The following is a 21,149-nucleotide window of genomic DNA, read 5'->3' on the forward strand; positions in this document are numbered from 1 at the left end:
GCAAATTGTTTAATCTACAAACTTATATCCAACACCTTTAATGGTTTTAAACTTTTTGTCTCCTATTTTTTCTCGAAGTTTTCTAATGTGAACATCTATTGTACGTCCACCAACAATAACTTCATTTCCCCAAACTCTGTCTAGTATTTCTTCTCGTTTAAACACCTTATTTGGCTTTGTAGCAAGTAAAGATAATAATTCAAACTCTTTTCTAGGTAATATAAGCTCTTCTCCTTTAATTATAATTTTATATTCTTCCCTATTAATAGTTAGGTTTCCAATTTTTATAATGTCATCGGCTTTTTCATCTTCTTTTAAACGTCTTAAAAGCGCTTTAACTTTACTTACTAAAACTTTTGGTTTAATTGGTTTTGTAATATAGTCATCTGCTCCAGCATCAAAACCAGCCATTTGGGAATAGTCTTCACCTCTAGCTGTAAGAAATGTTACAATAGTGTTGCTTAAATCTGGTATTTTTCTAATTTGCTCACAGGCTTCAATGCCGTCCATTTCTGGCATCATTACATCTAAGATAATGAGTTGTGGTTTTTCTTTCTTAGCTTTTTTAACACCTTGAACACCGTTTTCGGCAGTTATAACTTGATAACCTTCATTAGATAAATTATAGCCAACTATTTCTAAAATATCTGGTTCGTCATCAACTAATAATATTTTTATATCTTTTTTTTTCATTTTTATATATTGAAAACCTTTGTGTGGTAAAGATAATATTAATAACAAAAATTTGATAGAGTGTTTAAATTGATAACGTTAAATTAACTTAGTTATTTGCTATCAAATTGATTATTAGTACTTTTTAGAGCCAATGTTATACTATTGTTAAATAGCTATATAGCTCAAAAATTATTCGTTTAAACTCTAAATTCTACCTATATTTGTTTGGTTAATTTTTAAAACATTTTAAAACAAAATAATTATGAAAAAACTTTACTTTTTATGTTTAACTGCCTTAATTGGTTTTTCTTCGTTTGCACAAACGACGTTATACCAAGAAAGTTTTGAAACAGACACAAATGGAACAAACTACACAACCTCAATTGCTGAGTTTAGTGATGGTGCTGGAGATTTCTTTTTAAGAACAGATGGTAGTGATATTGGATCTTTTTACGAAGTTAATGGTGTTGATGGTCTTTTTACATTCGCTGCACAAGATATAGATGGAGAAGGAGCTGCATTACCTGTTTCTTTATCTACAATTGCAATTGATGTTACCGGTTTATCTGATGTTGATTTTGCAATTTTACTTGCTGAAGATGATGATGGAACTAACCAAGATTGGGATGATGCAGACTTTGTAAACATTACTTATTCTTTAGATGGTGGAGCAGAACAAAATTTAATCTGGATTAGAAGTGAAGCTTCAGGAACTAACTTTACACCAAAAATTGATACCGATTTTGATGGTGTTGGTGATGGTGCAGAAATTACATCTACTTTTACTGAGTACGCTCGTAACATTGCGCTTTCAGGAAACACGTCTATTACTTTTACAATTGAAATGAGTTTAAACTCTGGTGATGAAGATATCGCTTTTGATAACATTAGAGTTGTAAATGGTTTTGTTGCATCACCTAGTGTTGCTATTACATCTCCTTCTAACGGTGCAGAATTAGCTCCAGGTACAACATCTGTTGACGTTACATTTGAAACTACAAATTTAGCAGGTGGTGAAACTGTAAATATTACAGTAAATGGTACAACTACTAATGGAGTAACTAGCCCATTTAACATTGTAACAGCAGATGGTCAAACTTATGATGTCACTGTAGAACTTGTTGATGGTGGTGCAATTGATTCTGACATGATTTCTTTTAGCGTATTATCTTCAAGCACTGTTGCAACAGTAGCTGAGTTAAGAGCTGGTACTGTTGGTCAAGTTTACTTATTATCAGGAGAAGCTATCATTACATACAATGTAACAGATAACGGAAGAAACCAAAGATACATACAAGATGCAACTGGTGGTATTTTAATTGACGATGCGCCAGGAACATTAACTCCTACATTAAATATTGGTGACGGTCTTACTGGTTTAGAAGGTCAATTAGGAGAATTTAACGGTGTATTACAATTTGTACCTGTTGCAGATATTACAGGACCTTCATCTACAGGAACAACAATTACTCCAGAAGATGTAACTGTTACTCAATATTTAGCAGCTGGTGAATCTTACGAAAGTGAGTTAATTAGAATTACAGGAGTAACATTCTCAGATACAGGTGCTTTTGAAGACAACACAAATTACGTTATTACTGCTGGAGCTGATGCGACAGAAATGAGAGTTACTTTTGGAGATGAAAATTTAGTTGGAGCAAGTATCCCAACAACCATGTCTTCTGTAATTGGTTTAGGTAGTGAATTTAATGGTTTATACCAAGTATTACCAAGATATGTAACAGATGTTGCAGGATCGTCATTATCTGTTGAAGATGTCGAAAACAATACATTCTCAATGTATCCAAACCCAACATCTACAGGATATGTAAATATCTTGGCTACAAATGATAACGCTATTTCTGTATCAGTTTATGATATTTTAGGAAAGCAAGTTATCAACCAAACATTATCAAACAACCGTGTTGATGTGTCTGCTTTAAATACAGGTCTTTATATCGTAAAGATTTCTCAAAACGGTGCTTCGGTTACTAAAAAATTAGTAATCAAGTAATCCTTTTTTACATAAAGTATTAAAAAGCGTTGTCATTTTTGACAGCGCTTTTTTTTATTTTTGTACTTATGATACACACCAATGCTATTTTTTCAATGTCTTCAAGACATGAATTTAACACTATGGCTTTAGAAGTTTTCAAATTTCAGTTTGAAAACAATCCTGTGTATCGCTCGTTTTGTGATTTATTATATAAACACCCAAGTGATGTAAAACGAGTTGAGGAAATCCCTTTTTTACCCATTCAATTCTTTAAAAGTCATCACGTACTTAGTTCAAGTAAAGACATTCAAGATACGTTTTCTAGTAGTGGAACAACCGGTTCTATTACGAGCAAGCATTATGTTACAGACATAAGTATTTACGAGCAGAGTTTTAGAAAAGGCTTTCATAATATCTACGGAAACATTAAAGATTATACCATTCTCGCATTATTACCAAATTATTTAGAGCGTAAAGGCTCTTCATTAATTTATATGGTTAATGATATGATCCAACAATCTGAACAACCTGATAGCGGATTTTATCTCAACGATCTCGAAGCTCTAAAAACTAAGTTGTGTGCTTTAGCTTCCGAGGGAAAAAAAGTGCTACTCATTGGTGTATCTTTTGCGCTTTTAGATTTGGTAGAACGGTATCAATTCAATCTTAAAAACACCATCGTTATGGAAACTGGTGGAATGAAAGGTCGCAGAAAAGAACTTATAAGAGAAGAGTTACATTCGATTTTAAAATCGGGTTTTGGGGTTTCAAAAATTCATAGCGAATATGGCATGACAGAACTCTTAAGCCAGGCTTATTCTCTAGGTGATGGCATTTTTGAATGCCCAAATTGGATGCGAATTCTAACGCGTGACCCTGAAGATGCGCTTACCATTCATACCACTCAAAAAACGGGTGGAATAAACGTTATAGATTTAGCCAATATTAATTCTTGCTCTTTTATTGCAACACAAGATCTAGGTCGTGTGCACAACGATCACACATTTGAAATTATTGGTAGGTTTGATTCTAGTGATATTAGAGGCTGTAATTTGATGGCCTTGTAATTATCTACTTTTTTTATCGACTACCAACGTATGAAAACAAGACTATTAAGTGTGATTTTTTTCTTCGGAATGTTAATCACAACCGCACAAAACGTAGATTATAATACACAAAAAGGCTATATAGCCAAAGGCTATGATGTTGTTGCTTACTTTGACAATCAAGCTATTGAAGGAGAAACCGAATTTACAACCATGCATTATGGCGTTAAGTATAAGTTTTCTTCGGAAGATAATTTGAAGACATTTAGTAGTAATCCAGAGAAATACATTCCGCAATATGGAGGCTATTGTGCTTATGCTATTGCAGAAAAATCTAAAAAAGTTGACATTAACCCTAAAACGTTCGAAATCAGAGATGAAAAGCTCTATTTGTTCTATAATTCTTGGGGAAATAACACTTTAAAAACGTGGCGAGAAAATAATGTGAAAGGTTTACAAATTAAAGCCGACAAAAACTGGGAAGCTATGAATCTAAAATAGTTTAGAGTTCTATGAAAAAGAAAGATTAGCTTCTAATAAATAGTTGATTGGTTAATTGTTAAACGTCCCGTAATTTACGGGACGTTTTTCTATTTAAGCTAACTGTATTTTCTTGTGCGTCATACTAAAACAAGTTCAAAATGACGAGATAGTTACAATTGAACCGCAACAACCTTTAATTTAAGACACTTTAATAATATAGGTGTTCTTTTTCCCTTTATTTAAAATGATGTACTTGTTATTAATTAAGTCATCTTCAGAGAGTTGATAATCTTCTTTTACTTTTTCTTTATTGACAGACACTGCATTTTCTTTTAATGCACGACGTGCATCGCTATTAGAAGCTAAGAAGTTTGTTTGTGCTGCTAAAGCTCCAATCATATTAAGTTGAGAGAGTTCTTCTTTAGATATTTCTGCTTGCGGTACACCTTCAAATACATCTAGAAAGGTTTTTTCGTCTAGTGTTTTAATATCTGCTTTAAAGCTTTTACTAAATAAAATATTTGAGGCTTTTAACGCATTTTCAAATTCTTCTTTTGAATGCACTAGAGTGGTTACTTCTTCTGCCAATCGTTTTTGTAAGAGTCGTGCATGTGGCATTTCTTTATGCTCGGCAGTTAGCGTTTCTATTGTTTTTTTATCTAAAAATGTAAAAATCTTTATATACTTTTCGGCGTCTTCATCACTTGTGTTTAACCAAAATTGGTAAAATTTATACACTGAGGTTTTATCTGCATCCAACCAAACATTACCGCCTTCACTTTTACCAAATTTAGAACCATCTGCTTTTGTGATTAACGGACAAGTCATTGCGTAAGCTTTAGCCTCTTGGCCAACATTCATTCGCCTTACCAATTCTGTTCCTGTGGTGATATTTCCCCATTGATCGCTTCCTCCCATTTGTAATAAGCAATTGTGAGATTTGTATAAATGATGAAAATCATAACCTTGAATAAGTTGGTAAGTAAACTCGGTAAATGACATCCCTACATTTCCTTCTTCACCAGAAAGACGTTTTTTTACAGAGTCTTTAGCCATCATATAATTAACCGTAATTCGCTTACCTACATCACGCGCAAATTCTATAAATGAAAACTCTTTCATCCAATCATAATTATTTACGAGTACTGGAGCATTATTTTCTTCCGAAGAAAAATTTAAAAATCGACTTAACGTACTTTTTATGCCTTCAACATTTTTGTTTAAAGTGGCTTCATCTAATAAATTACGCTCATCACTTTTACCTGAAGGATCTCCAATCATACCTGTTGCACCACCAACTAAGGCAATGGGTTTGTGACCAGATTTCTCTAAATGCATTAATAAAATAATAGGCACCAAACTTCCTATATGCAACGAATCTGATGTTGGATCAAAACCAATATAAGCTGTGGTCATTTCCTTTTGTAATTGCTCTTCTGTTCCAGGCATGATATCATGTAACATTCCTCGCCACGTTAATTCTTCTACTAAGTTATAGTTCATTGGTTTTTGTATTATTCTTAAGTGCAACAAAGATATGTTTATCAATTAAAAGAGAAAAGCTATTCTCAAAAAAGACTATTTTTGTTTTTATGATTTTAGTTACAGGTGGTACAGGTTTAGTTGGCTCTCATTTATTGTATAAATTAGTGAGTAATGGTGCTTCTGTTAGAGCAATGTATAGAAGACCTCATAAGCTAGAATTCGTAAAAAAAGTATTTGCCTATTATACGGATGAAGCGGAAACACTGTATAATAAAATTGAATGGATTGAGGCTAATATTAATGATATCCCTTCATTAGAAGCTGCATTTACAAGTATCACACACGTCTATCACTGCGCTGCGTTTATAAGTTTTGAACCAAATAAATACCAAGAGCTTCGAAAAATTAATATTAAAGGTACCGCCAACATTGTTAACCTTTGCATTTCAAATCACATAAAAAAACTATGTTACATAAGTTCTATTGCAGCTATTGGTCAAGAACCACATGAAGACACTTTAATTACCGAAAAAACTGAATGGAACCCAGAAGCCGACAATAGTGTTTATGCTATTACAAAATATGGCGCAGAAATGGAAGTTTGGCGTGGGACTCAAGAAGGTTTAGATGCCGTAATAGTAAATCCTGGAATTATATTAGGTCCTGGTTTTTGGAAAGGTAATGGAAGTGGCAGTTTGTTTAGGCAAATTCATAACGGATTACGATATTTCCCAAAAGGCACATCGGCTTATGTTGACGTTTGGGATGTTGTTGATAGCATGATAGCATTAATGGACAGCGACTTAAAGAATGAACGTTATATTTTAATTGCTGAAAATTTACCATTAAGAACCTTTCTAGATAAGGTAGCAAAAGCGCTACAAGTAAAACCTCCTAGAAAAGCGGCAACTCCAATGTTATTGGCAATAGCATGGCGATTAGATTGGTTGAGTCATACCCTATTTGGTAAACGTCGTAAATTATCTAAACAAATGGTGCATTCAATTTCTAGCAAAACAGTTTTTGATAATTCAAAATTAAAAGAAGATTTAGATTTTAATTTTACAGCTATAGATGAGTCTATAGCTCAAGTTTCAACATACTATTTAGAAGATATTAAATAATTGAAACTACGTTTAATTCTTGTTGTTAAAGGCCTTTTTTGACATACGTAAAGAGTCTTTCTTTTTTTGTTGACTTAAATTTTCTTTACTAATATTAGACTCAAACATCTCTTTATCTAAATTATATTTCTGTTCTAATTTAGACATGATAATTTCATAGTCTTCTATATGATAACTATAATATGAATGACTTGTAGCAAATTGTAAACTATCAATATGATACTTTTTATAAATATAGTTTTCGGGATAAACCCCTTGGTTTTCGAGACTCGCTTTACTTGTTCCTTTGGCTGCATTAAGAATTAACACATCATATAGAATATCTACCATTTTATCTTTAGAAATAAGATGATCTGGCTCTTTTGGTTGTACTTGAGAAGAACAACCAAAAGCCAAAATCATTATTAAAAAGACTAGAAAAGGTCTCATCTATTAAACGTTAATCGTTTTCCTGCTTTTACATCTAAAACCTTGAAATTATTATATACTAAGGTCCCATTTAAAAAGGTGTGTGTTATTCTAGATTTGAATGTTGTGCCTTCAAATGGAGACCAGCCACATTTGTATAAAATATTATCTTTATTGACTGTCCATGGGTTATTGATATCAACAATTACCAAATCTGCAAAGTAACCTGGTTTAATATAGCCACGCTTTTCTACTTGAAATAATATGGCAGGATTATGAGCCATTTTTTGAGCTATCTTAGGTAGTGAAATTTTTTCTTTATGAAACATTTCTATCATTGCAACCAAAGCATGTTGCACTAAAGGCCCTCCAGAAGGCGCTTTAGTGTATACATTGTTTTTTTCATCTAAGGTATGAGGAGCGTGATCTGTAGCTATAACATCTATTCTATCGTCTAGAAGTGCTTTCCAAAGAAGATCTCTATCTTGAGCTGTTTTCACAGCTGGATTCCATTTTATATGTGTGCCTTTTTTCTTATAATCTTCATCGCTAAACCAAAGATGGTGAATGCATACCTCTGCTGTAATTTTTTTATCTTTTAAAGGTATTTTATTACTGAAAAGTTTAGTTTCCTTACCTGTAGATAAATGAAACACATGTAATCTAGCTCCAGTTTTTTTAGCAAGCTCGATGGCTTTAGATGATGATAAGTAACATGCTTCTTCACTCCTGATTATAGGGTGTTTTTCTATAGGTATATCTTCTCCAAACTCATCAATATGTGCTTGTAAATTTTTTCTAATCGTTGCTTCATCCTCACAATGTACAGAAATAACCATATCTGTACTGCTAAATATTTTCTCAATAACTTGTGGGTCATCAACGAGCATATTCCCTGTAGATGAGCCTAAAAACAATTTTAATCCTGCAACAGATTTAGGATCTACTTTTAATATTTCAGCTAAATTATCATTAGTCCCACCAAACATAAATGAATAGTTGGCATATGATGTTTTTGAAGCGATTTCAAATTTCTCCTCTAATTTTTCTACGGTTGTCGTTTGAGGATTGGTATTTGGCATTTCTATAAACGATGTAATTCCACCTGCTATCGCTGCCCTAGACTCAGACTCAATATTTCCTTTGTGTGTTAATCCAGGTTCTCTAAAATGAACTTGATCATCAATAACACCAGGAAACACATAATTACCTTCTGCATCTACAACAATAACATCGGCAGATTTTGCGCTAATAGAATTTGAAACTTCTTTAATATAGTCACCTTCAATTAAAATATCGCCTTCTGTAACCGATCCCTCGTTTACGATTTTAGCATTTTTAATAAGTATGGTTTTGTTTTGCATCTTATGTTCTAAATAAACTTTTAAATTTCATATTAATTACTCCAAATATGGCTTCAGAAATAATGCCTCCACTCATTTTGGATTTTCCTTTTTTTCTATCGGTAAAAACAATTGGTACTTCTACAATCTTAAATTTTTTCAAATGCGCATTGAATTTCATTTCAATTTGAAAAGCATAACCAACAAATTTTATTTTTTCGAGATCAATAGTTTCTAAAACACGTCTGTGATAACACACAAATCCTGCTGTAGTATCATCAATCTTCATTCTTGTGATTAACTTCACGTACTTAGAAGCAAAATAAGACATGAGTAAGCGTTTCATATCCCAATTAACCACATTAACTCTATTATTAATATAACGCGATCCAATAGACATATCTGCACATTCGCTCACACAAGCATTGTATAAACGTGTTAAATCACTCGGATTATGAGAGAAATCAGCATCCATTTCAATAATATAGGTATAATCTTTAGACAAACACCATTTAAAACCTTCAATATACGCAGTTCCTAATCCCGTTTTTTTAGGTCTATTTAATATATGTAATCTTGTATTATATTCCTTTTGCAATGCTTTCACTTGAGTAGCAGTGCCATCTGGTGAATTATCATCTACAACTAGAACGTCAAAGTTCTTCTCCAGTGTGAAGACTGCTCTTAAAATTGCTTCAATGTTTTCTATTTCATTGTAAGTTGGTATGATGACAATTGCATCTCTCATAGAATATTATTCAAGCTTATCGTGTTAGTTACCGACAAAAATAAGTGATTTATCATTTAAAACTTGCTGTAAAAATCATAAACAATGTTAATCTTAGCGTAATGAAAATTAGTTGAATGAAATAACGTTTACATTCATCAAATATTCTTCATAATTTTGTAGTATGCTTAGAGACGTAATTTCTAATGATTGGTTTACTATTTTTCTAGTATTAGGCTTAGGGTGTATTACTGTATCTAAATTTTTATTTGCTCATAGATTTAAAGATTTTTTAGCCGTTATTGGTAATTCAAAATATTTAAAAATATATGCAAGAGACCAAAAATTCATAGATGGATTTGATGCGTTATTCTTTTTTAATGGCATGTTATCAGTCTCTATTTTCTCATTTATTAGCTATACCACTTTAGTTCATCCTTCAGAATTTAATGTGAATCAATTTTTTAAATTACTTTTTGGAATTGGAGTTTTATTCTTAATAAAGATATTATTAGAACGTTTGATAGCTAGTCTTTTTGATATTGATGAACTTATTGATTCTTATTTATTTCAAAAAACGACTTTTAAAAATTATTCAGGATTCTTATTATTTCCTATTAATTGTATCTTAATTTATACCATAGAACCTACTAAAACAATAGTCTATGTAATTATAGGGTTGTTAATTTTAATTAATCTAATTGGATTTGCTTCTTCATTTAAGAATCATCAAAAATTACTATTAAACAACATATTCTATTTTATTTTGTATCTTTGCGCACTTGAAATTGGACCCTATCTGATTTTATATAAGTTAATTAAAGATTTCAACGCTTAAAACACTTTAAGTAATATGACGAAAGTGAAAACGATTTTAGTATCTCAACCAGAGCCTAAAATAGAAAATTCGCCTTACTTTGATCTTCAAGAAAAGCAAAAAGTAAAAATTGATTTCAGACCATTTATCCATGTTGAAGGAGTCGATGCTAAAGATATAAGACAACAAAAAATTGATCTAGCAAATTATACTGCCATAATTCTTACGAGTAGAAACTCTGTAGACCACTTTTTTAGAGTGGCTGATGAAATGCGTTTTAAAGTGCCTGATTCAATGAAGTATTTTTGTCAATCTGAAGCTGTTGCTTACTATCTTCAAAAATATGTAGTTTATAGAAAACGTAAAATATATGTTGGCAAGCGTACCTTCTCAGATTTATCTCCTTTGATTAAAAAGTATAAGGATGAATCTTTTTTACTCCCAACTACAGATAAATTAAAACCTGAAGTACCTGAAATTTTAGATGGTTTAGGTGTTAAATGGAAACAGTCTGTTTTTTATAAAACTGTGATTAGTGATTTATCTGATCTTGCTAATGTGTACTATGATATTTTAGTATTCTTTAGTCCATCAGGAATTGAATCTCTATTTCATAACTTCCCTGAGTTTAAACAAAACGAAACACGTATAGCTGTGTTTGGAAATACGACTATCAAAGCCGTAGAATCTCATGGCTTGAGAGTTGATATAGCGGCTCCTACTCCTGAGACACCATCTATGACAATGGCTTTAAAAAAGTATATTGACTTAGTTAATAAAGGTAAATAAGAATAGATTAAAGTATAAAAAAAGCGATTTCAAATTTGAAATCGCTTTTTTTATGTTTTCTAATGAAGGCTTTTAATGCGCATAACGTTGTGGTCCGCCACGTCGTATATCTTCATTTGTGTCATCTTGAAATTTCTTGAAGTTCTCTCTAAATGCATTAGATAGTTTAAAAGCTGTTTTATAGTAAGCTTCGTCATCATTCCATGTTGTTCTTGGGCTTAACACTTCTTTTGGTACACCAGGACAAGATCTTGGTTGTGCTACTCCAAACACTGAGTGAATATGGTAATCTTCATAAGTATAAGCTCCCAAGTCTCCATTAAGCACTGCATTAATCATGGCACGAGTATATTTTAATTTCATACGTGTACCAACACCATAAGGTCCTCCAGTCCAACCCGTATTAACAAGCCAAACATTAACTCCAGACTCTTTCATCTTTTTGCTTAACATTTCGGCATACTTCGCAGGATGTAATGGCATAAAAGGCGCGCCAAAACAAGCTGAAAAACTTGGTACAGGCTCTACAACACCAGCTTCTGTTCCTGCTACTTTAGCAGTATATCCAGAAATAAAATGATATGCAGACTGGTTAGGTGTTAATTTTGATATTGGAGGCAATACACCAAAGGCATCTGCCGTTAAAAAGAAAATATTTTTAGGATTTTCTCCTATTGATGGTTTTCTAATATTATCAATATGATAAATTGGATAACTTACTCTTGTATTTTGGGTAATCGATGTATCTTCAAATTGCACATCTCCATTATCATCCATAATGACATTTTCGAGAATAGCTCCTTTTTTAATCGCATCAAAAATTTCTGGTTCTTGCTCTTGTGATAAATTAATCACTTTGGCATAACAGCCACCTTCAAAATTAAACACAGTATTTTCTTTAGTCCAACCATGCTCATCATCACCAATCAAACTTCTATTTGGATCTGTAGACAATGTCGTTTTACCTGTACCAGATAACCCAAAAAAGATCGCAGTATCACCATCTTTACCAACATTTGCACTACAGTGCATTGGCAATGTATTTTTAAAGACAGGAAGTATAAAATTAAGAGCAGAGAAAATTCCCTTTTTAATTTCTCCCGTATAACCTGTACCACCTATTAAAGCGATTTTACGTGTAAAATCTAAAATGGCAAAATTATGCTGTCTTGTTCCATCAACTTCAGCGTCTGCCATAAATCCAGGTGCGTTAACAATAGTCCATTCTGGCGAAAAATCGTTTAATTCTTCTTCCGTAGGGCGTAAAAACATATTATAAGCAAACATGTTACTCCATGGATATTCGTTAATAACACGAATTTTTAACTTATAATTTTCGTCAGCACAAGCATAACTATCTCTTACAAAAAGCTCTTTATTTGATAGGTAGTCTGTAACCTTATCATATAACTTTTGAAATTTATCAGATTCGAAAGGAATATTAATATCTCCCCACCAAACGCGATCTTTTGTTATATCATCTTTAACAATAAATCTATCCTGTGGAGAACGTCCAGTAAATTCACCAGTGTTTACTGCTAAAGCACCAGAAGATGACTCTACACCTTGACCCTTTTCAATAGTTGTTCTATGAAGTTCATCAGGAGATAATTGATAGTTGACTTTAGCATTTTTAATGCCATAAGTTTCTAACGCAATCGTTTTCGTATTTTTTGTATGGTCTACCATAATTTGTTTATGTTGTTTAGACTACAAAATTAAACAATATTTTAAAGTAGCGTACTTATTTTAAGATTTATCCCTATCTATTTTCAAAAAGCCTATTAACAATACAATCCAAGCAAATATTAACAATAATCCTCCTATTGGAGTGATAAAACCAATACTTTTAAAATCAAAATTAGTGAGTTCATTTGTTGATAACCCATATATAGAACCCGAAAAGAACACTACACCTATCAAAACCAAAAAGAAAATCAAGGTTTTAGACTTATAAGACATCGAGGAAAAACCACCAACAAACAGCAATAATATTGCATGGTACATTTGATATCGCACACCTGTTTCAAACGTTTGTATAGACTCTGAAGACACTAACGATTTCAACCCATGAGCTCCAAAAGCTCCAAGAATTATCGCTATAATACCTAATACGCTTCCTAAAACGAGAATTTTTTTGTTCATAGATAAATTAGATTTAGGTTTTTATAACCCTTTGTATTTAGTAATTTCGTAATTACAAATTTACTCAACTCAACCCATTATGCGAAAGATTTTAGTCATTGGTTCAGGAAAATCAACTTCATACCTCATCAAATATTTATTAGATAAATCTATACAAGAAGAACTCCATATTATTGTTGGAGATATTAATATTAGTAATGCCAAAAAACTCATTGGAGACCATGAAAATGCCAATGCTATTACATTAGATGTTTTTGATAAGTCTTCACGACAAGCAGCAATTGAAAACGCAGATATCGTCGTATCTATGCTACCAGCTAGATTTCATTTAGAAGTTGCAAAAGATTGTGTTGCGCTTGGCAAAAACATGGTAACAGCTTCATATGTTAGTGAAGACATGCAAAAACTAAACAAAACTGTAACCGATAAAGGTCTCGTGTTTATGAACGAGATAGGTGTAGATCCTGGCATTGACCATATGAGTGCCATGAAAGTAATTGATTATATTCGAGAAAAAGGTGGCAAAATGGTACTTTTTGAATCGTTTACAGGCGGACTAGTTGCTCCAGAGAGTGATAACAACCTATGGAACTACAAATTCACATGGAACCCAAGAAATGTTGTTGTTGCAGGTCAAGGTAGTGCAGCAAAATTTCTTCAAGAAGATTCCTATAAATATATTCCTTATAATAGATTATTTAGACGAACAGAATTCTTAGAAATTGAAGGTTACGGTCGTTTTGAAGCATACGCAAACAGAGACTCACTAAAATATCAATCTGTTTACAGTTTAGACTCTATAAAAACCTTATATCGAGGTACAATTCGTCGTGTTGGTTTTAGTCGTGCATGGAATATGTTTGTACAATTAGGGATGACCGATGACAGTTACACTATAGAAGATAGCGAAAATATGAGCTATCGCGATTATGTTAATTCATTTTTACCTTATAGCCCAACAGACTCTGTAGAACTTAAATTTAGGCTTGCCTTAAAAATAGATCAAGATGATATTGTATGGGACAAATTAGAAGAACTAGATCTCTTTAATAAAGACAAAATGGTAGATCTCAAAAATGCGTCGCCAGCACAAATTCTTCAAAAAATATTAATGGACAGCTGGACCTTAGAAGAGCATGATAAAGACATGATTGTCATGTATCATAAATTTGGTTATGAGCTCAATGGTAAAATGTATCAAATAGATTCAACCATGGTTACTATAGGCGAAGACCAAACATATACAGCTATGGCAAAAACCGTGGGATTACCTGTGGCTATAGCGACAATGGCCATTTTAAATGAAAAAATTACTACTCCTGGAGTTCAAATTCCAATACAAAAAGAAGTTTACGAACCTATTTTAAATGAGTTGGAAGACTACGGCATTAAATTTACCGAGAAAGAAGTACCTTATTTAGGTTATAACCCTTTAAATATATAGTTTTTCTTCAGAAATGTGCCACGCTCAATACTAAGTCTATATCATGAAAATAGTAAATCACAACATACAAATTGACGGCATCGATAAAAAAATTCTTCGGGCTCTTATGGAAGATGCCAGGACACCTATACTAGAAATAGCAAGAGGTGTAGGTATTTCTGGAGCAGCTATTCACCAAAGATTACGAAAGCTAGAAAAATCTGGATTGATATCAGGTTCAAAATTTGTAATTAACCCTAAAGTTTTAGGCTATACAACTATGGCTTTTATTGGAATTTTTTTAGATAAAGCTATTAGCAATCCTGAAGCTGTAAAACAACTAAAAAAAATCCCTGAAGTTTTAGAATGTCATTACACCACAGGTAATTGGAGTATTTTTTGTAAAATATTATGTAAAGATAATGAACATTTAATGCATGTTTTAAATAGAGATATCCAATCCATAACAGGAGTTTCTAGAACAGAAACCTTTATCTCCTTAGATCAACAAATTGAGCGACAAATTAAAATTTAAAATAAATCACTAAAATTGAAAAAGCTCCTTATGTAATTAAGGAGCTTTTTCTTTTACTTACCGTTATAATTAATTTATAATGATCTTTTTAACTGTAGAAGCACTTTCCGAAGAAATTGTAACAAAATACATCCCAGAAGACACAACAGATCGCAAATCTAAATCTTTATCCTGCGTCATTCCGTTGAGATCAAACGCTTGAATTTGACGACCGTTTAGATCTGATATCACAACCTTATCCAATACAACACCTGCATTTTTAATGGTAATAATACCATTTGATGGATTTGGATACATTGATAGTTTATTACCAATATCAAATGTATTGGTAGATAGCGTTGATATAAAAAGTTTTTCGGGTATTCCAGCTACTAAAGCATTATAAGGTTCCTCAGTAGTAATATTTGCTCCAACATAATTAGCAGGATCAGTAAGTGCAACTTTAGCGTCTTGTACAGTTGCAAATGTATAAGAACCACTGTAAACAGCATTATCAAATTCTTGAGAAGGCTCAGGGCCAGAACCTACCGCTACAGCTGTTCTTGGTAAACCTGTATCAATTAAACCATTAAACAAATTGGTTTGAGTTGTACTTTCACTATCATCTCCAGAAAATGTGGTAGAAGAACCGCTTAACATAAAAATAAATGATGGACTCTCGCCTGTTCCTTGAAATACTGTAATTGAATCACCTCCTGTTGAAAGTGATACACCAGAAGTACCAAGGATGATAGAGTCTCCTGAATAATCTACAAAATCTGCTGTTGGCGCCAAATCGTTATGAGTAATAATCTCTCCTAATTCTAGTCCGCCAGCTGGCACAGTGTACACAATTGCTCCTTCTCCACAGCCTGCAGGATCAAATGTACCTGTAGGCACAGCTCCACAGTCTGTAAACATGATTTCGGTGCCTGCTTCTAGATCTACAAATGTTGTAAATGCAAAAGAATCTGGAGTGTCAGCTTGATACCATATTATCGCAATATCTCCTGGTGCCAAAATAGTTTGGGCTTGAGCTTGTTGTATGCTCAGCATTACACTCATCAAACAAATTGTAAAAAGTAATTTTGTTTTCATAATAACTAAATGTTTTGGATTAATTAATAGTGCTATAAATCAATTAGTTAGTTTTGAAAATACCACTTTTAAAACTTATATATGTTTTAAAAGTGGTTGGTATTTATATATTTATTTTATAATTATCTTTTTTACCGTTGAGCCATTTTCCGAAGAAATTATCATGAAATATAAACCTGTTGTCACTACACTGCTTAAATCTAATTGCTGGTCTTGAGTGATTCGGTTTAAGTCATAATTTGCAACATGACGTCCGTTAATATCAGTAAGCGTAATTTGCGTTAGAGCTACAACTGTATTTTTAATAGTTACCATACCATTAGATGGATTTGGAACTACTGAAGTAGCCTCATTAACGTTAAGGTTTTCATTTGATAAGGTCATCCCAGACGAGAATGCAATCGCATCAAGACCGAGTTCTTCTGCAGCTGAGTTTGACGAAAATTCTATTATTAATTGTGCGTTACAGTCTACGTATGCAGTTAAATCAGCACTTAATGTATTCCAAGTATCTTCTATTCCAAGATTGTTAATATCAAAACCAGACGTATCAAGAAGTGTTAAAGTTGGACTAGCGCAATCTGTAAATTCAATTGTGATTTTTAAGAAGTCAGAAGCTTCCCAACTTGTAGATTCTAAAAGATATTGCATACTAAATTGCGGGTTGCCTGTACCTCCTAAATCTACAACATCAAAACTCATAGTTACAGTACCATCTGGATCTTCCATTACAAAAGCTTGTGACCCTTCAGGTGCTGATATATCGAAATCATTAATAAGATGAATAGATGAAGCAACTCCAAAGGCATCTCCATCTGTAAAACCATTTGGTCCGTTTGGGGTACTTGGATCTAAAACAATGCTATATCCTAGCGTGCTTCCAGAACTATCTTCTTTAACAAAAATCACACCACAAGGTGCTGTATAATTTTGTAGTTCATGAGTTGTAGTATTATCTGCATCATAATACCTACAAACTCCACCGTCAAAGGTAATACCGGTTAAATTCTCAAAACCATTACCAACTTGAGCGTAGGTCATGGCTGATACTAAAAAAGTAAATAAAAGTAGTTGTTTTTTCATATTTTTTGTTGTTAATTAATATAGAAGCCCAAAGTACTAAATTCATATTCAGTACTTTAGGTTTTTAAATGATTTTCGATGAATAACAGGTTTAGCTTCTTGGCGGATAAAGCCCCATCATACAAATAATATAGTTTGTCCCTAAAAACGGGTTTTGAATATCAAAGGGTTGGTTGCCGCCTTGCAAGCCTGTATTTCCTGATACTGAGCCACTTCCAAATGTTGCATCATTATTAGACGAGTTATAGGGTTTACCAGATTCTGCAATACCAAAATTATTTCCAGATGGCTCATTATTATCTCCATCATCTTCATTACATGATAACGTAGCTGCTAATGTACTACCATCGTGGCTATGAGATGGCAATTGACCTGTAGTAAGTGTTACATGCTCTCGTCCTGCTCTCTCTCCTAAAGTCACAGGTTGAAGTCCTGGTCCATTTCCAGGATGCTTTGGCACACGCCCTCTTAAATCTGGTAAGGCAAAGGTAGTTCTACCATCTCCTCCATAAGTGGTTCCTAGAATTGAAAACAAAGCCGAATTAGTTGAGATTGGCAGTAATTGTCCGTTACAAAATGCCCAATTTCTTGGAGCAAAATTACCTCCAAACATCATTACTGTTCCTATATATGCATCATCCATAATATTATATTTTTAAAAGTTGATTAATAATTTTTAATTTGTTATAATTTAGCTTCTTGGAGGAAAAACACCCTGAAGCGCTATAATGTAATTAATACCTAAAAAAGGGTTTTGTATGTCAAGTGATTGACCATTTCCTTGGTTAGCTGTACTACCAGAGATGGTTGCTCCTCCAAAAGTAGCATCATTAGATGACGAGTTATATGGTGACCCTGAGCCTGCAATACCAAAATTATTACCAGAAGGCTCATTACTATCACCATCATCTTCATTACATGCTAATGACACACTTAAACCGCTACCATCATGACTATGTGATGGCATATTGGCTACAGTTAAAATCGTATTTTCTTTACCTCCTCTTTCTCCCCAAGTCACATTTTGAAGTCCTGCTCCAAGTCCAATACCTTTAGGTGTTCTACCTCTTAAATCTGGTAAGGCAAATGTTGTCCTTCCATCTCCACCATAAGTAGTTCCAATAAGTGAGAATAATGCAGAGTAGCTATTAATGTTTAATAATTGACCATTGCAAAATGCCCAACCTCTAGGAGCAAAATTGCCAGCAAACATGATAATTTGAGCCATGTATGGATTCATAATCTATAATTTAATTGGTTAATAATTATGTCAAATTTCAATAGAATGTTATAAATATTTTAGCGCAAAAGCACTACAATGAAAAATCAGGTAGAAATACCTATTTTTATAATTGTGGCTTTTTAATTAAATCTATTTGAGTAGTTTTAGGGTATATTAATCAATTTAAATTAGAAATTATGAGTGCAACAACACCACAAACAAGACCCTTAGCTGATGCCATTACTTGGACAAATAATTGGCAACAAAACAATAAAAGTCATGCTAAAGCATTTTTAATCCCAATGGGTGATATACTTGCATGTTTAAATGAATTGGGTGCAAAATTTACAATTGATAGTTCTGGGAAAATTCAAGCGTCTACAGGCGATTTCGACTTAAACATTAGAGCTTATATGGGAACTGATGACAGCTCACCAGCAGAAGACCATCTTTTATTAGTTGGCACCACAACTACTGATGGTAAAAAATATAAAGACATCGTAGAAACACCAGGTGGTGAAAGCTTAGTTTATGATTTCACAAAACCTTGTCCTAACAACTGCGATGAACACAGTAAACTTTACCATAAAATTGCGATTGAGTATTCGAAATAAATATATTAAATGAATAAGATTGATAACTTTTTTCAATACTTAGGATTAATCTTAATTATTACAAATGCCTTTTTATATACTAAGAGTTACATATCAAACAAAAGGAATGTAACTCTTTTATATCTTTTTTTGTATTTGTTTTTTGGAGTAATCATAATGATTAGCAGCTCCTATTTAGCACATTACAAAACAAACAATTTACACTTAGCACATTTATACTTTATATTTCAGTTTGTATTTTTATCCTTGTTTTATAGAACACTTTTTAATTCATTTCAAAAAAAAGTAGTGACTTCAATTTTAGTAATAGTCCTTAGCATATTAGCGCTACAATACTATAACAATATAAACTTAATAGAACGTTTCAATCTTTTTGAAATATTTATAACCTCATTTCCATTGGTTATTTATTCAATTGTTCACTTATATAATTCATTAAGCAAAAAAGGAGAATATATGTTTGTAAACGCTGGTGTTCTTATATATATAACGTCTAGTACTTTAATCTTTATACTTGGCAACTATTTACATACATCAATAGACAAAGAGACTGGTGTTTATATATGGTTTATTAATAAAGTATTATATGTTATTTATTTATTATTAATTTTAGCAGAATGGAAGACAAGCATCTGGCCTCTCAAAGTGAAATCATAGGAGCCTTAGCGTATAGCATCATTTTTTTAGTGTTAGTTACACTAGGATTGATTTTGTTTTTCTATTACTCAAGAAAAAAAATAATTGAAAAGGAAGTTGAGAAAGTTAACATTAAACTAGACCACCAAAAAAAGATACTACAAACCACCATTAAAGTTCAAGAAAAGGAACGCAATCGTATCGCACAGGATTTACATGATGCTATTAGTTCTAAATTAAACGTTGTGAGTTTAACTACCAATGTATTATTAGACGATGACTCCATGAATACTGAACAGAAAGATGCACTCAACCATATTTTAGATATTACAACACGTACTTTAGAAAGTGCTCGTAAAATTGCTCATGAGCTAATGCCTCCTATTTTAGATAAATTTGGATTAAAAGTCGCTTTAGAAGAATTGTTTGATGAATTTACATCTAATACTTCTATTAAAATAAAACATCATATTGAAACCCTAGAGCAATTAGAAAAAAGCAATGAATTACATGTTTTTAGAATAGCACAAGAACTTATAAATAATGCCTTAAGACACGGCAAAGCAGATTGCTTACAAATGGAATTGAAAAAAAACAAAGAAGGATTTGAGCTCGTTTTTAAAGATAATGGTGTAGGATTTGATATCAATGAATACAAAAAAAAGACAGGAATAGGATTACAAAACATTAAGAGTAGAGTTGCCATTTTAAATGGACAGCTTTTTGTTGAGAGCTCTAAAAATGAAGGCAGCACATTTACCATTAATTTTCACTCTTATGGATACTAAAATTACCCTTGCAATTGCAGATGACGAATTACTATTTAGACAAGGACTTATGTCTATTTTAAGTAAGGAAAAAAATCTAGAAATTATTTTTGATGCCGAAGATGGTAATGACCTCATGGCTCAATTAAGAGCTACAAAACAGATACCAGAAATTGTTATCACAGATTTAAAAATGCCAGGACTTAATGGTGTAGAAACTACCAAATTAATTCGGAAAGAATTTCCTGACATTAAAATTATAGCTTTAACAAGTTACTTTAGTAAACCATTTATTATTAATATGATTTCTATTGGTGCTGTTGCATATTTAGCAAAAAATAGCACACCTAAATTAATGTTAACCACCATTAATGAAGTAGCAGATAAGGGGTTTTATTATGACACACAAGTGATGAAATTTATTCATGAAGGACTGTTAAACACGAATGATCAAGCTAAAAAATCAAACTTTGACACGACCTATTTCACCAAACGTGAAAAGGAAGTATTAGAGCTTATTTGCCAACAATTTACAACTAATGAAATTGGAGAAAAACTCTTCATTAGCCCAAGAACCGTAGATGGTCATCGTAATAACTTATTGTTAAAAACCGAATCTAAAAACCTAGCTGGCTTAGTCGTGTATGCCATTCAGAATAAAATAGTAAATCTAGAAGAAGAATTCTAAGTATAAAAAAAGCATCCTATTTTAGAATGCTTTTAACGATGTATGTTGTTTATAATATTTCCGCAG

22 protein-coding genes are annotated in these 21,149 nt (G+C 32.4%); 11 read left to right on the top strand and 11 right to left on the bottom strand.

The features are described 5' to 3' along the window. Positions 1–9 precede the first annotated feature (9 nt). The gene (locus TD29_RS09980) at positions 10–693 is read right to left on the bottom strand and encodes a response regulator transcription factor (RefSeq protein WP_040280418.1); all 684 of its coding nucleotides are present in this window, start codon (positions 691–693) and stop codon (positions 10–12) included. A gap of 244 nt (positions 694–937) precedes the next feature. Between TD29_RS09980 and TD29_RS17925 the strand changes: the two genes are divergently transcribed. The 3 genes from TD29_RS17925 to TD29_RS09995 all read left to right on the top strand — a co-directional run bounded on the left by TD29_RS17925 (position 938) and on the right by TD29_RS09995 (position 4,218). Continuing rightward, on the top strand, positions 938–2,689 hold the full coding sequence (locus tag TD29_RS17925; RefSeq protein WP_052467071.1) for a T9SS type A sorting domain-containing protein: 1,752 nt from the start codon (positions 938–940) through the stop codon (positions 2,687–2,689). Positions 2,690–2,757: 68 nt separating this feature from the next. Then, positions 2,758–3,738, top strand: coding sequence for a LuxE/PaaK family acyltransferase (locus TD29_RS09990; RefSeq protein ID WP_040280419.1), 981 nt, complete (start codon positions 2,758–2,760; stop codon positions 3,736–3,738). Between the two features lie 30 nt (positions 3,739–3,768). After that, positions 3,769–4,218, top strand: coding sequence for a YHS domain-containing (seleno)protein (locus TD29_RS09995; protein WP_040280421.1), 450 nt, complete (start codon positions 3,769–3,771; stop codon positions 4,216–4,218). Between the two features lie 180 nt (positions 4,219–4,398). Here the strand turns inward: TD29_RS09995 and tyrS are convergent, their stop codons facing one another. After that, entirely contained in the window at positions 4,399–5,703 is a 1,305-nt protein-coding gene (gene tyrS / locus TD29_RS10000; RefSeq protein ID WP_040280422.1) for a tyrosine--tRNA ligase, read from the bottom strand. A gap of 89 nt (positions 5,704–5,792) precedes the next feature. On the opposite strand from tyrS, the gene TD29_RS10005 reads away from it, so the two are divergent. Next, entirely contained in the window at positions 5,793–6,809 is a 1,017-nt protein-coding gene (locus TD29_RS10005; RefSeq protein WP_040280423.1) for an NAD-dependent epimerase/dehydratase family protein, read from the top strand. Between the two features lie 12 nt (positions 6,810–6,821). Here the strand turns inward: TD29_RS10005 and TD29_RS10010 are convergent, their stop codons facing one another. The 3 genes from TD29_RS10010 to TD29_RS10020 are packed head-to-tail and all read right to left on the bottom strand — an operon-like array spanning position 6,822 to position 9,308. Beyond that, positions 6,822–7,238, bottom strand: coding sequence for a DUF4296 domain-containing protein (locus tag TD29_RS10010; RefSeq protein WP_052467072.1), 417 nt, complete (start codon positions 7,236–7,238; stop codon positions 6,822–6,824). Continuing rightward, positions 7,235–8,581, bottom strand: coding sequence for a dihydroorotase (locus TD29_RS10015; RefSeq protein WP_040280424.1), 1,347 nt, complete (start codon positions 8,579–8,581; stop codon positions 7,235–7,237). Before TD29_RS10015 ends, TD29_RS10010 begins: the two co-directional genes overlap by 4 nt. A 1-nt stretch (position 8,582) precedes the next feature. After that, positions 8,583–9,308, bottom strand: coding sequence for a polyprenol monophosphomannose synthase (locus tag TD29_RS10020; protein WP_040280425.1), 726 nt, complete (start codon positions 9,306–9,308; stop codon positions 8,583–8,585). A gap of 163 nt (positions 9,309–9,471) precedes the next feature. On the opposite strand from TD29_RS10020, the gene TD29_RS10025 reads away from it, so the two are divergent. Together TD29_RS10025 and TD29_RS10030 are read left to right on the top strand one after the other, a co-directional pair. Beyond that, the gene (locus tag TD29_RS10025; RefSeq protein ID WP_040280426.1) at positions 9,472–10,125 is read left to right on the top strand and encodes a DUF4271 domain-containing protein; all 654 of its coding nucleotides are present in this window, start codon (positions 9,472–9,474) and stop codon (positions 10,123–10,125) included. 15 nt (positions 10,126–10,140) lie between these two features. Next, positions 10,141–10,893 (top strand): uroporphyrinogen-III synthase, encoded by a 753-nt coding sequence (locus TD29_RS10030; protein ID WP_040280428.1) that lies wholly within the window; start codon positions 10,141–10,143, stop codon positions 10,891–10,893. Positions 10,894–10,965: 72 nt separating this feature from the next. Here the strand turns inward: TD29_RS10030 and pckA are convergent, their stop codons facing one another. Together pckA and TD29_RS10040 are read right to left on the bottom strand one after the other, a co-directional pair. Continuing rightward, positions 10,966–12,582: a phosphoenolpyruvate carboxykinase (ATP) gene (pckA, locus tag TD29_RS10035; protein WP_040280430.1), complete on the bottom strand. Its 1,617-nt coding sequence runs from the start codon at positions 12,580–12,582 to the stop codon at positions 10,966–10,968. A 60-nt stretch (positions 12,583–12,642) separates the two neighbouring features. After that, the gene (locus TD29_RS10040; RefSeq protein ID WP_040280432.1) at positions 12,643–13,038 is read right to left on the bottom strand and encodes a DUF423 domain-containing protein; all 396 of its coding nucleotides are present in this window, start codon (positions 13,036–13,038) and stop codon (positions 12,643–12,645) included. 79 nt (positions 13,039–13,117) lie between these two features. On the opposite strand from TD29_RS10040, the gene TD29_RS10045 reads away from it, so the two are divergent. Both TD29_RS10045 and TD29_RS10050 read left to right on the top strand, forming a co-directional pair. Beyond that, positions 13,118–14,482 carry a saccharopine dehydrogenase family protein gene (locus TD29_RS10045; protein WP_040280433.1) on the top strand — a complete coding sequence of 455 codons (1,365 nt, stop codon included), beginning with the start codon at positions 13,118–13,120 and terminating at the stop codon, positions 14,480–14,482. A 43-nt stretch (positions 14,483–14,525) separates the two neighbouring features. Continuing rightward, positions 14,526–14,996: an Lrp/AsnC ligand binding domain-containing protein gene (locus TD29_RS10050; protein ID WP_040280434.1), complete on the top strand. Its 471-nt coding sequence runs from the start codon at positions 14,526–14,528 to the stop codon at positions 14,994–14,996. 69 nt (positions 14,997–15,065) lie between these two features. On the opposite strand, the gene TD29_RS17930 is transcribed toward TD29_RS10050, so the two are convergent. The 4 genes from TD29_RS17930 to TD29_RS10070 form a co-directional block, all read right to left on the bottom strand. Then, positions 15,066–16,073 (bottom strand): T9SS type A sorting domain-containing protein, encoded by a 1,008-nt coding sequence (locus tag TD29_RS17930; protein WP_052467073.1) that lies wholly within the window; start codon positions 16,071–16,073, stop codon positions 15,066–15,068. 111 nt (positions 16,074–16,184) lie between these two features. After that, a complete protein-coding gene (locus TD29_RS10060; protein ID WP_040280435.1) occupies positions 16,185–17,156 on the bottom strand; it encodes a T9SS type A sorting domain-containing protein in 972 nt (323 codons plus the stop codon). 91 nt (positions 17,157–17,247) lie between these two features. After that, positions 17,248–17,799, bottom strand: a complete 552-nt coding sequence (locus TD29_RS10065; protein WP_040280437.1) for a phage tail protein — start codon at positions 17,797–17,799, stop codon at positions 17,248–17,250. Between the two features lie 48 nt (positions 17,800–17,847). Beyond that, the gene (locus TD29_RS10070) at positions 17,848–18,396 is read right to left on the bottom strand and encodes a phage tail protein (RefSeq protein ID WP_040280438.1); all 549 of its coding nucleotides are present in this window, start codon (positions 18,394–18,396) and stop codon (positions 17,848–17,850) included. Between the two features lie 179 nt (positions 18,397–18,575). Between TD29_RS10070 and TD29_RS10075 the strand changes: the two genes are divergently transcribed. The 3 genes from TD29_RS10075 (at position 18,576) to TD29_RS10085 (ending at position 21,083) form a co-directional block, all read left to right on the top strand. Further along, on the top strand, positions 18,576–18,992 hold the full coding sequence (locus tag TD29_RS10075) for a hypothetical protein (RefSeq protein ID WP_040280439.1): 417 nt from the start codon (positions 18,576–18,578) through the stop codon (positions 18,990–18,992). Positions 18,993–19,609: 617 nt separating this feature from the next. Continuing rightward, a complete protein-coding gene (locus tag TD29_RS10080) occupies positions 19,610–20,416 on the top strand; it encodes a sensor histidine kinase (RefSeq protein WP_040280440.1) in 807 nt (268 codons plus the stop codon). Next, positions 20,406–21,083 (top strand): response regulator transcription factor, encoded by a 678-nt coding sequence (locus TD29_RS10085; protein ID WP_040280441.1) that lies wholly within the window; start codon positions 20,406–20,408, stop codon positions 21,081–21,083. Before TD29_RS10080 ends, TD29_RS10085 begins: the two co-directional genes overlap by 11 nt. The last annotated feature ends 66 nt before the right edge of the window (positions 21,084–21,149 follow it).

Origin of the sequence: Psychroserpens damuponensis (assembly GCF_000826655.1) — a bacterium.
Taxonomy (GTDB): domain Bacteria; phylum Bacteroidota; class Bacteroidia; order Flavobacteriales; family Flavobacteriaceae; genus Psychroserpens; species Psychroserpens damuponensis.

Coding starts and splice junctions, on each gene's coding strand:
- TD29_RS09980 (WP_040280418.1), bottom strand. CDS start 693: ATGAAAAAAAAAGATATAAAAATATTATTAGTTGATGACGAACCAGAT.
- TD29_RS17925 (WP_052467071.1), top strand. CDS start 938: ATGAAAAAACTTTACTTTTTATGTTTAACTGCCTTAATTGGTTTTTCT.
- TD29_RS09990 (WP_040280419.1), top strand. CDS start 2,758: ATGATACACACCAATGCTATTTTTTCAATGTCTTCAAGACATGAATTT.
- TD29_RS09995 (WP_040280421.1), top strand. CDS start 3,769: ATGAAAACAAGACTATTAAGTGTGATTTTTTTCTTCGGAATGTTAATC.
- tyrS (WP_040280422.1), bottom strand. CDS start 5,703: ATGAACTATAACTTAGTAGAAGAATTAACGTGGCGAGGAATGTTACAT.
- TD29_RS10005 (WP_040280423.1), top strand. CDS start 5,793: ATGATTTTAGTTACAGGTGGTACAGGTTTAGTTGGCTCTCATTTATTG.
- TD29_RS10010 (WP_052467072.1), bottom strand. CDS start 7,238: ATGAGACCTTTTCTAGTCTTTTTAATAATGATTTTGGCTTTTGGTTGT.
- TD29_RS10015 (WP_040280424.1), bottom strand. CDS start 8,581: ATGCAAAACAAAACCATACTTATTAAAAATGCTAAAATCGTAAACGAG.
- TD29_RS10020 (WP_040280425.1), bottom strand. CDS start 9,308: ATGAGAGATGCAATTGTCATCATACCAACTTACAATGAAATAGAAAAC.
- TD29_RS10025 (WP_040280426.1), top strand. CDS start 9,472: ATGCTTAGAGACGTAATTTCTAATGATTGGTTTACTATTTTTCTAGTA.
- TD29_RS10030 (WP_040280428.1), top strand. CDS start 10,141: ATGACGAAAGTGAAAACGATTTTAGTATCTCAACCAGAGCCTAAAATA.
- pckA (WP_040280430.1), bottom strand. CDS start 12,582: ATGGTAGACCATACAAAAAATACGAAAACGATTGCGTTAGAAACTTAT.
- TD29_RS10040 (WP_040280432.1), bottom strand. CDS start 13,038: ATGAACAAAAAAATTCTCGTTTTAGGAAGCGTATTAGGTATTATAGCG.
- TD29_RS10045 (WP_040280433.1), top strand. CDS start 13,118: ATGCGAAAGATTTTAGTCATTGGTTCAGGAAAATCAACTTCATACCTC.
- TD29_RS10050 (WP_040280434.1), top strand. CDS start 14,526: ATGAAAATAGTAAATCACAACATACAAATTGACGGCATCGATAAAAAA.
- TD29_RS17930 (WP_052467073.1), bottom strand. CDS start 16,073: ATGAAAACAAAATTACTTTTTACAATTTGTTTGATGAGTGTAATGCTG.
- TD29_RS10060 (WP_040280435.1), bottom strand. CDS start 17,156: ATGAAAAAACAACTACTTTTATTTACTTTTTTAGTATCAGCCATGACC.
- TD29_RS10065 (WP_040280437.1), bottom strand. CDS start 17,799: ATGGATGATGCATATATAGGAACAGTAATGATGTTTGGAGGTAATTTT.
- TD29_RS10070 (WP_040280438.1), bottom strand. CDS start 18,396: ATGAATCCATACATGGCTCAAATTATCATGTTTGCTGGCAATTTTGCT.
- TD29_RS10075 (WP_040280439.1), top strand. CDS start 18,576: ATGAGTGCAACAACACCACAAACAAGACCCTTAGCTGATGCCATTACT.
- TD29_RS10080 (WP_040280440.1), top strand. CDS start 19,610: ATGGAAGACAAGCATCTGGCCTCTCAAAGTGAAATCATAGGAGCCTTA.
- TD29_RS10085 (WP_040280441.1), top strand. CDS start 20,406: ATGGATACTAAAATTACCCTTGCAATTGCAGATGACGAATTACTATTT.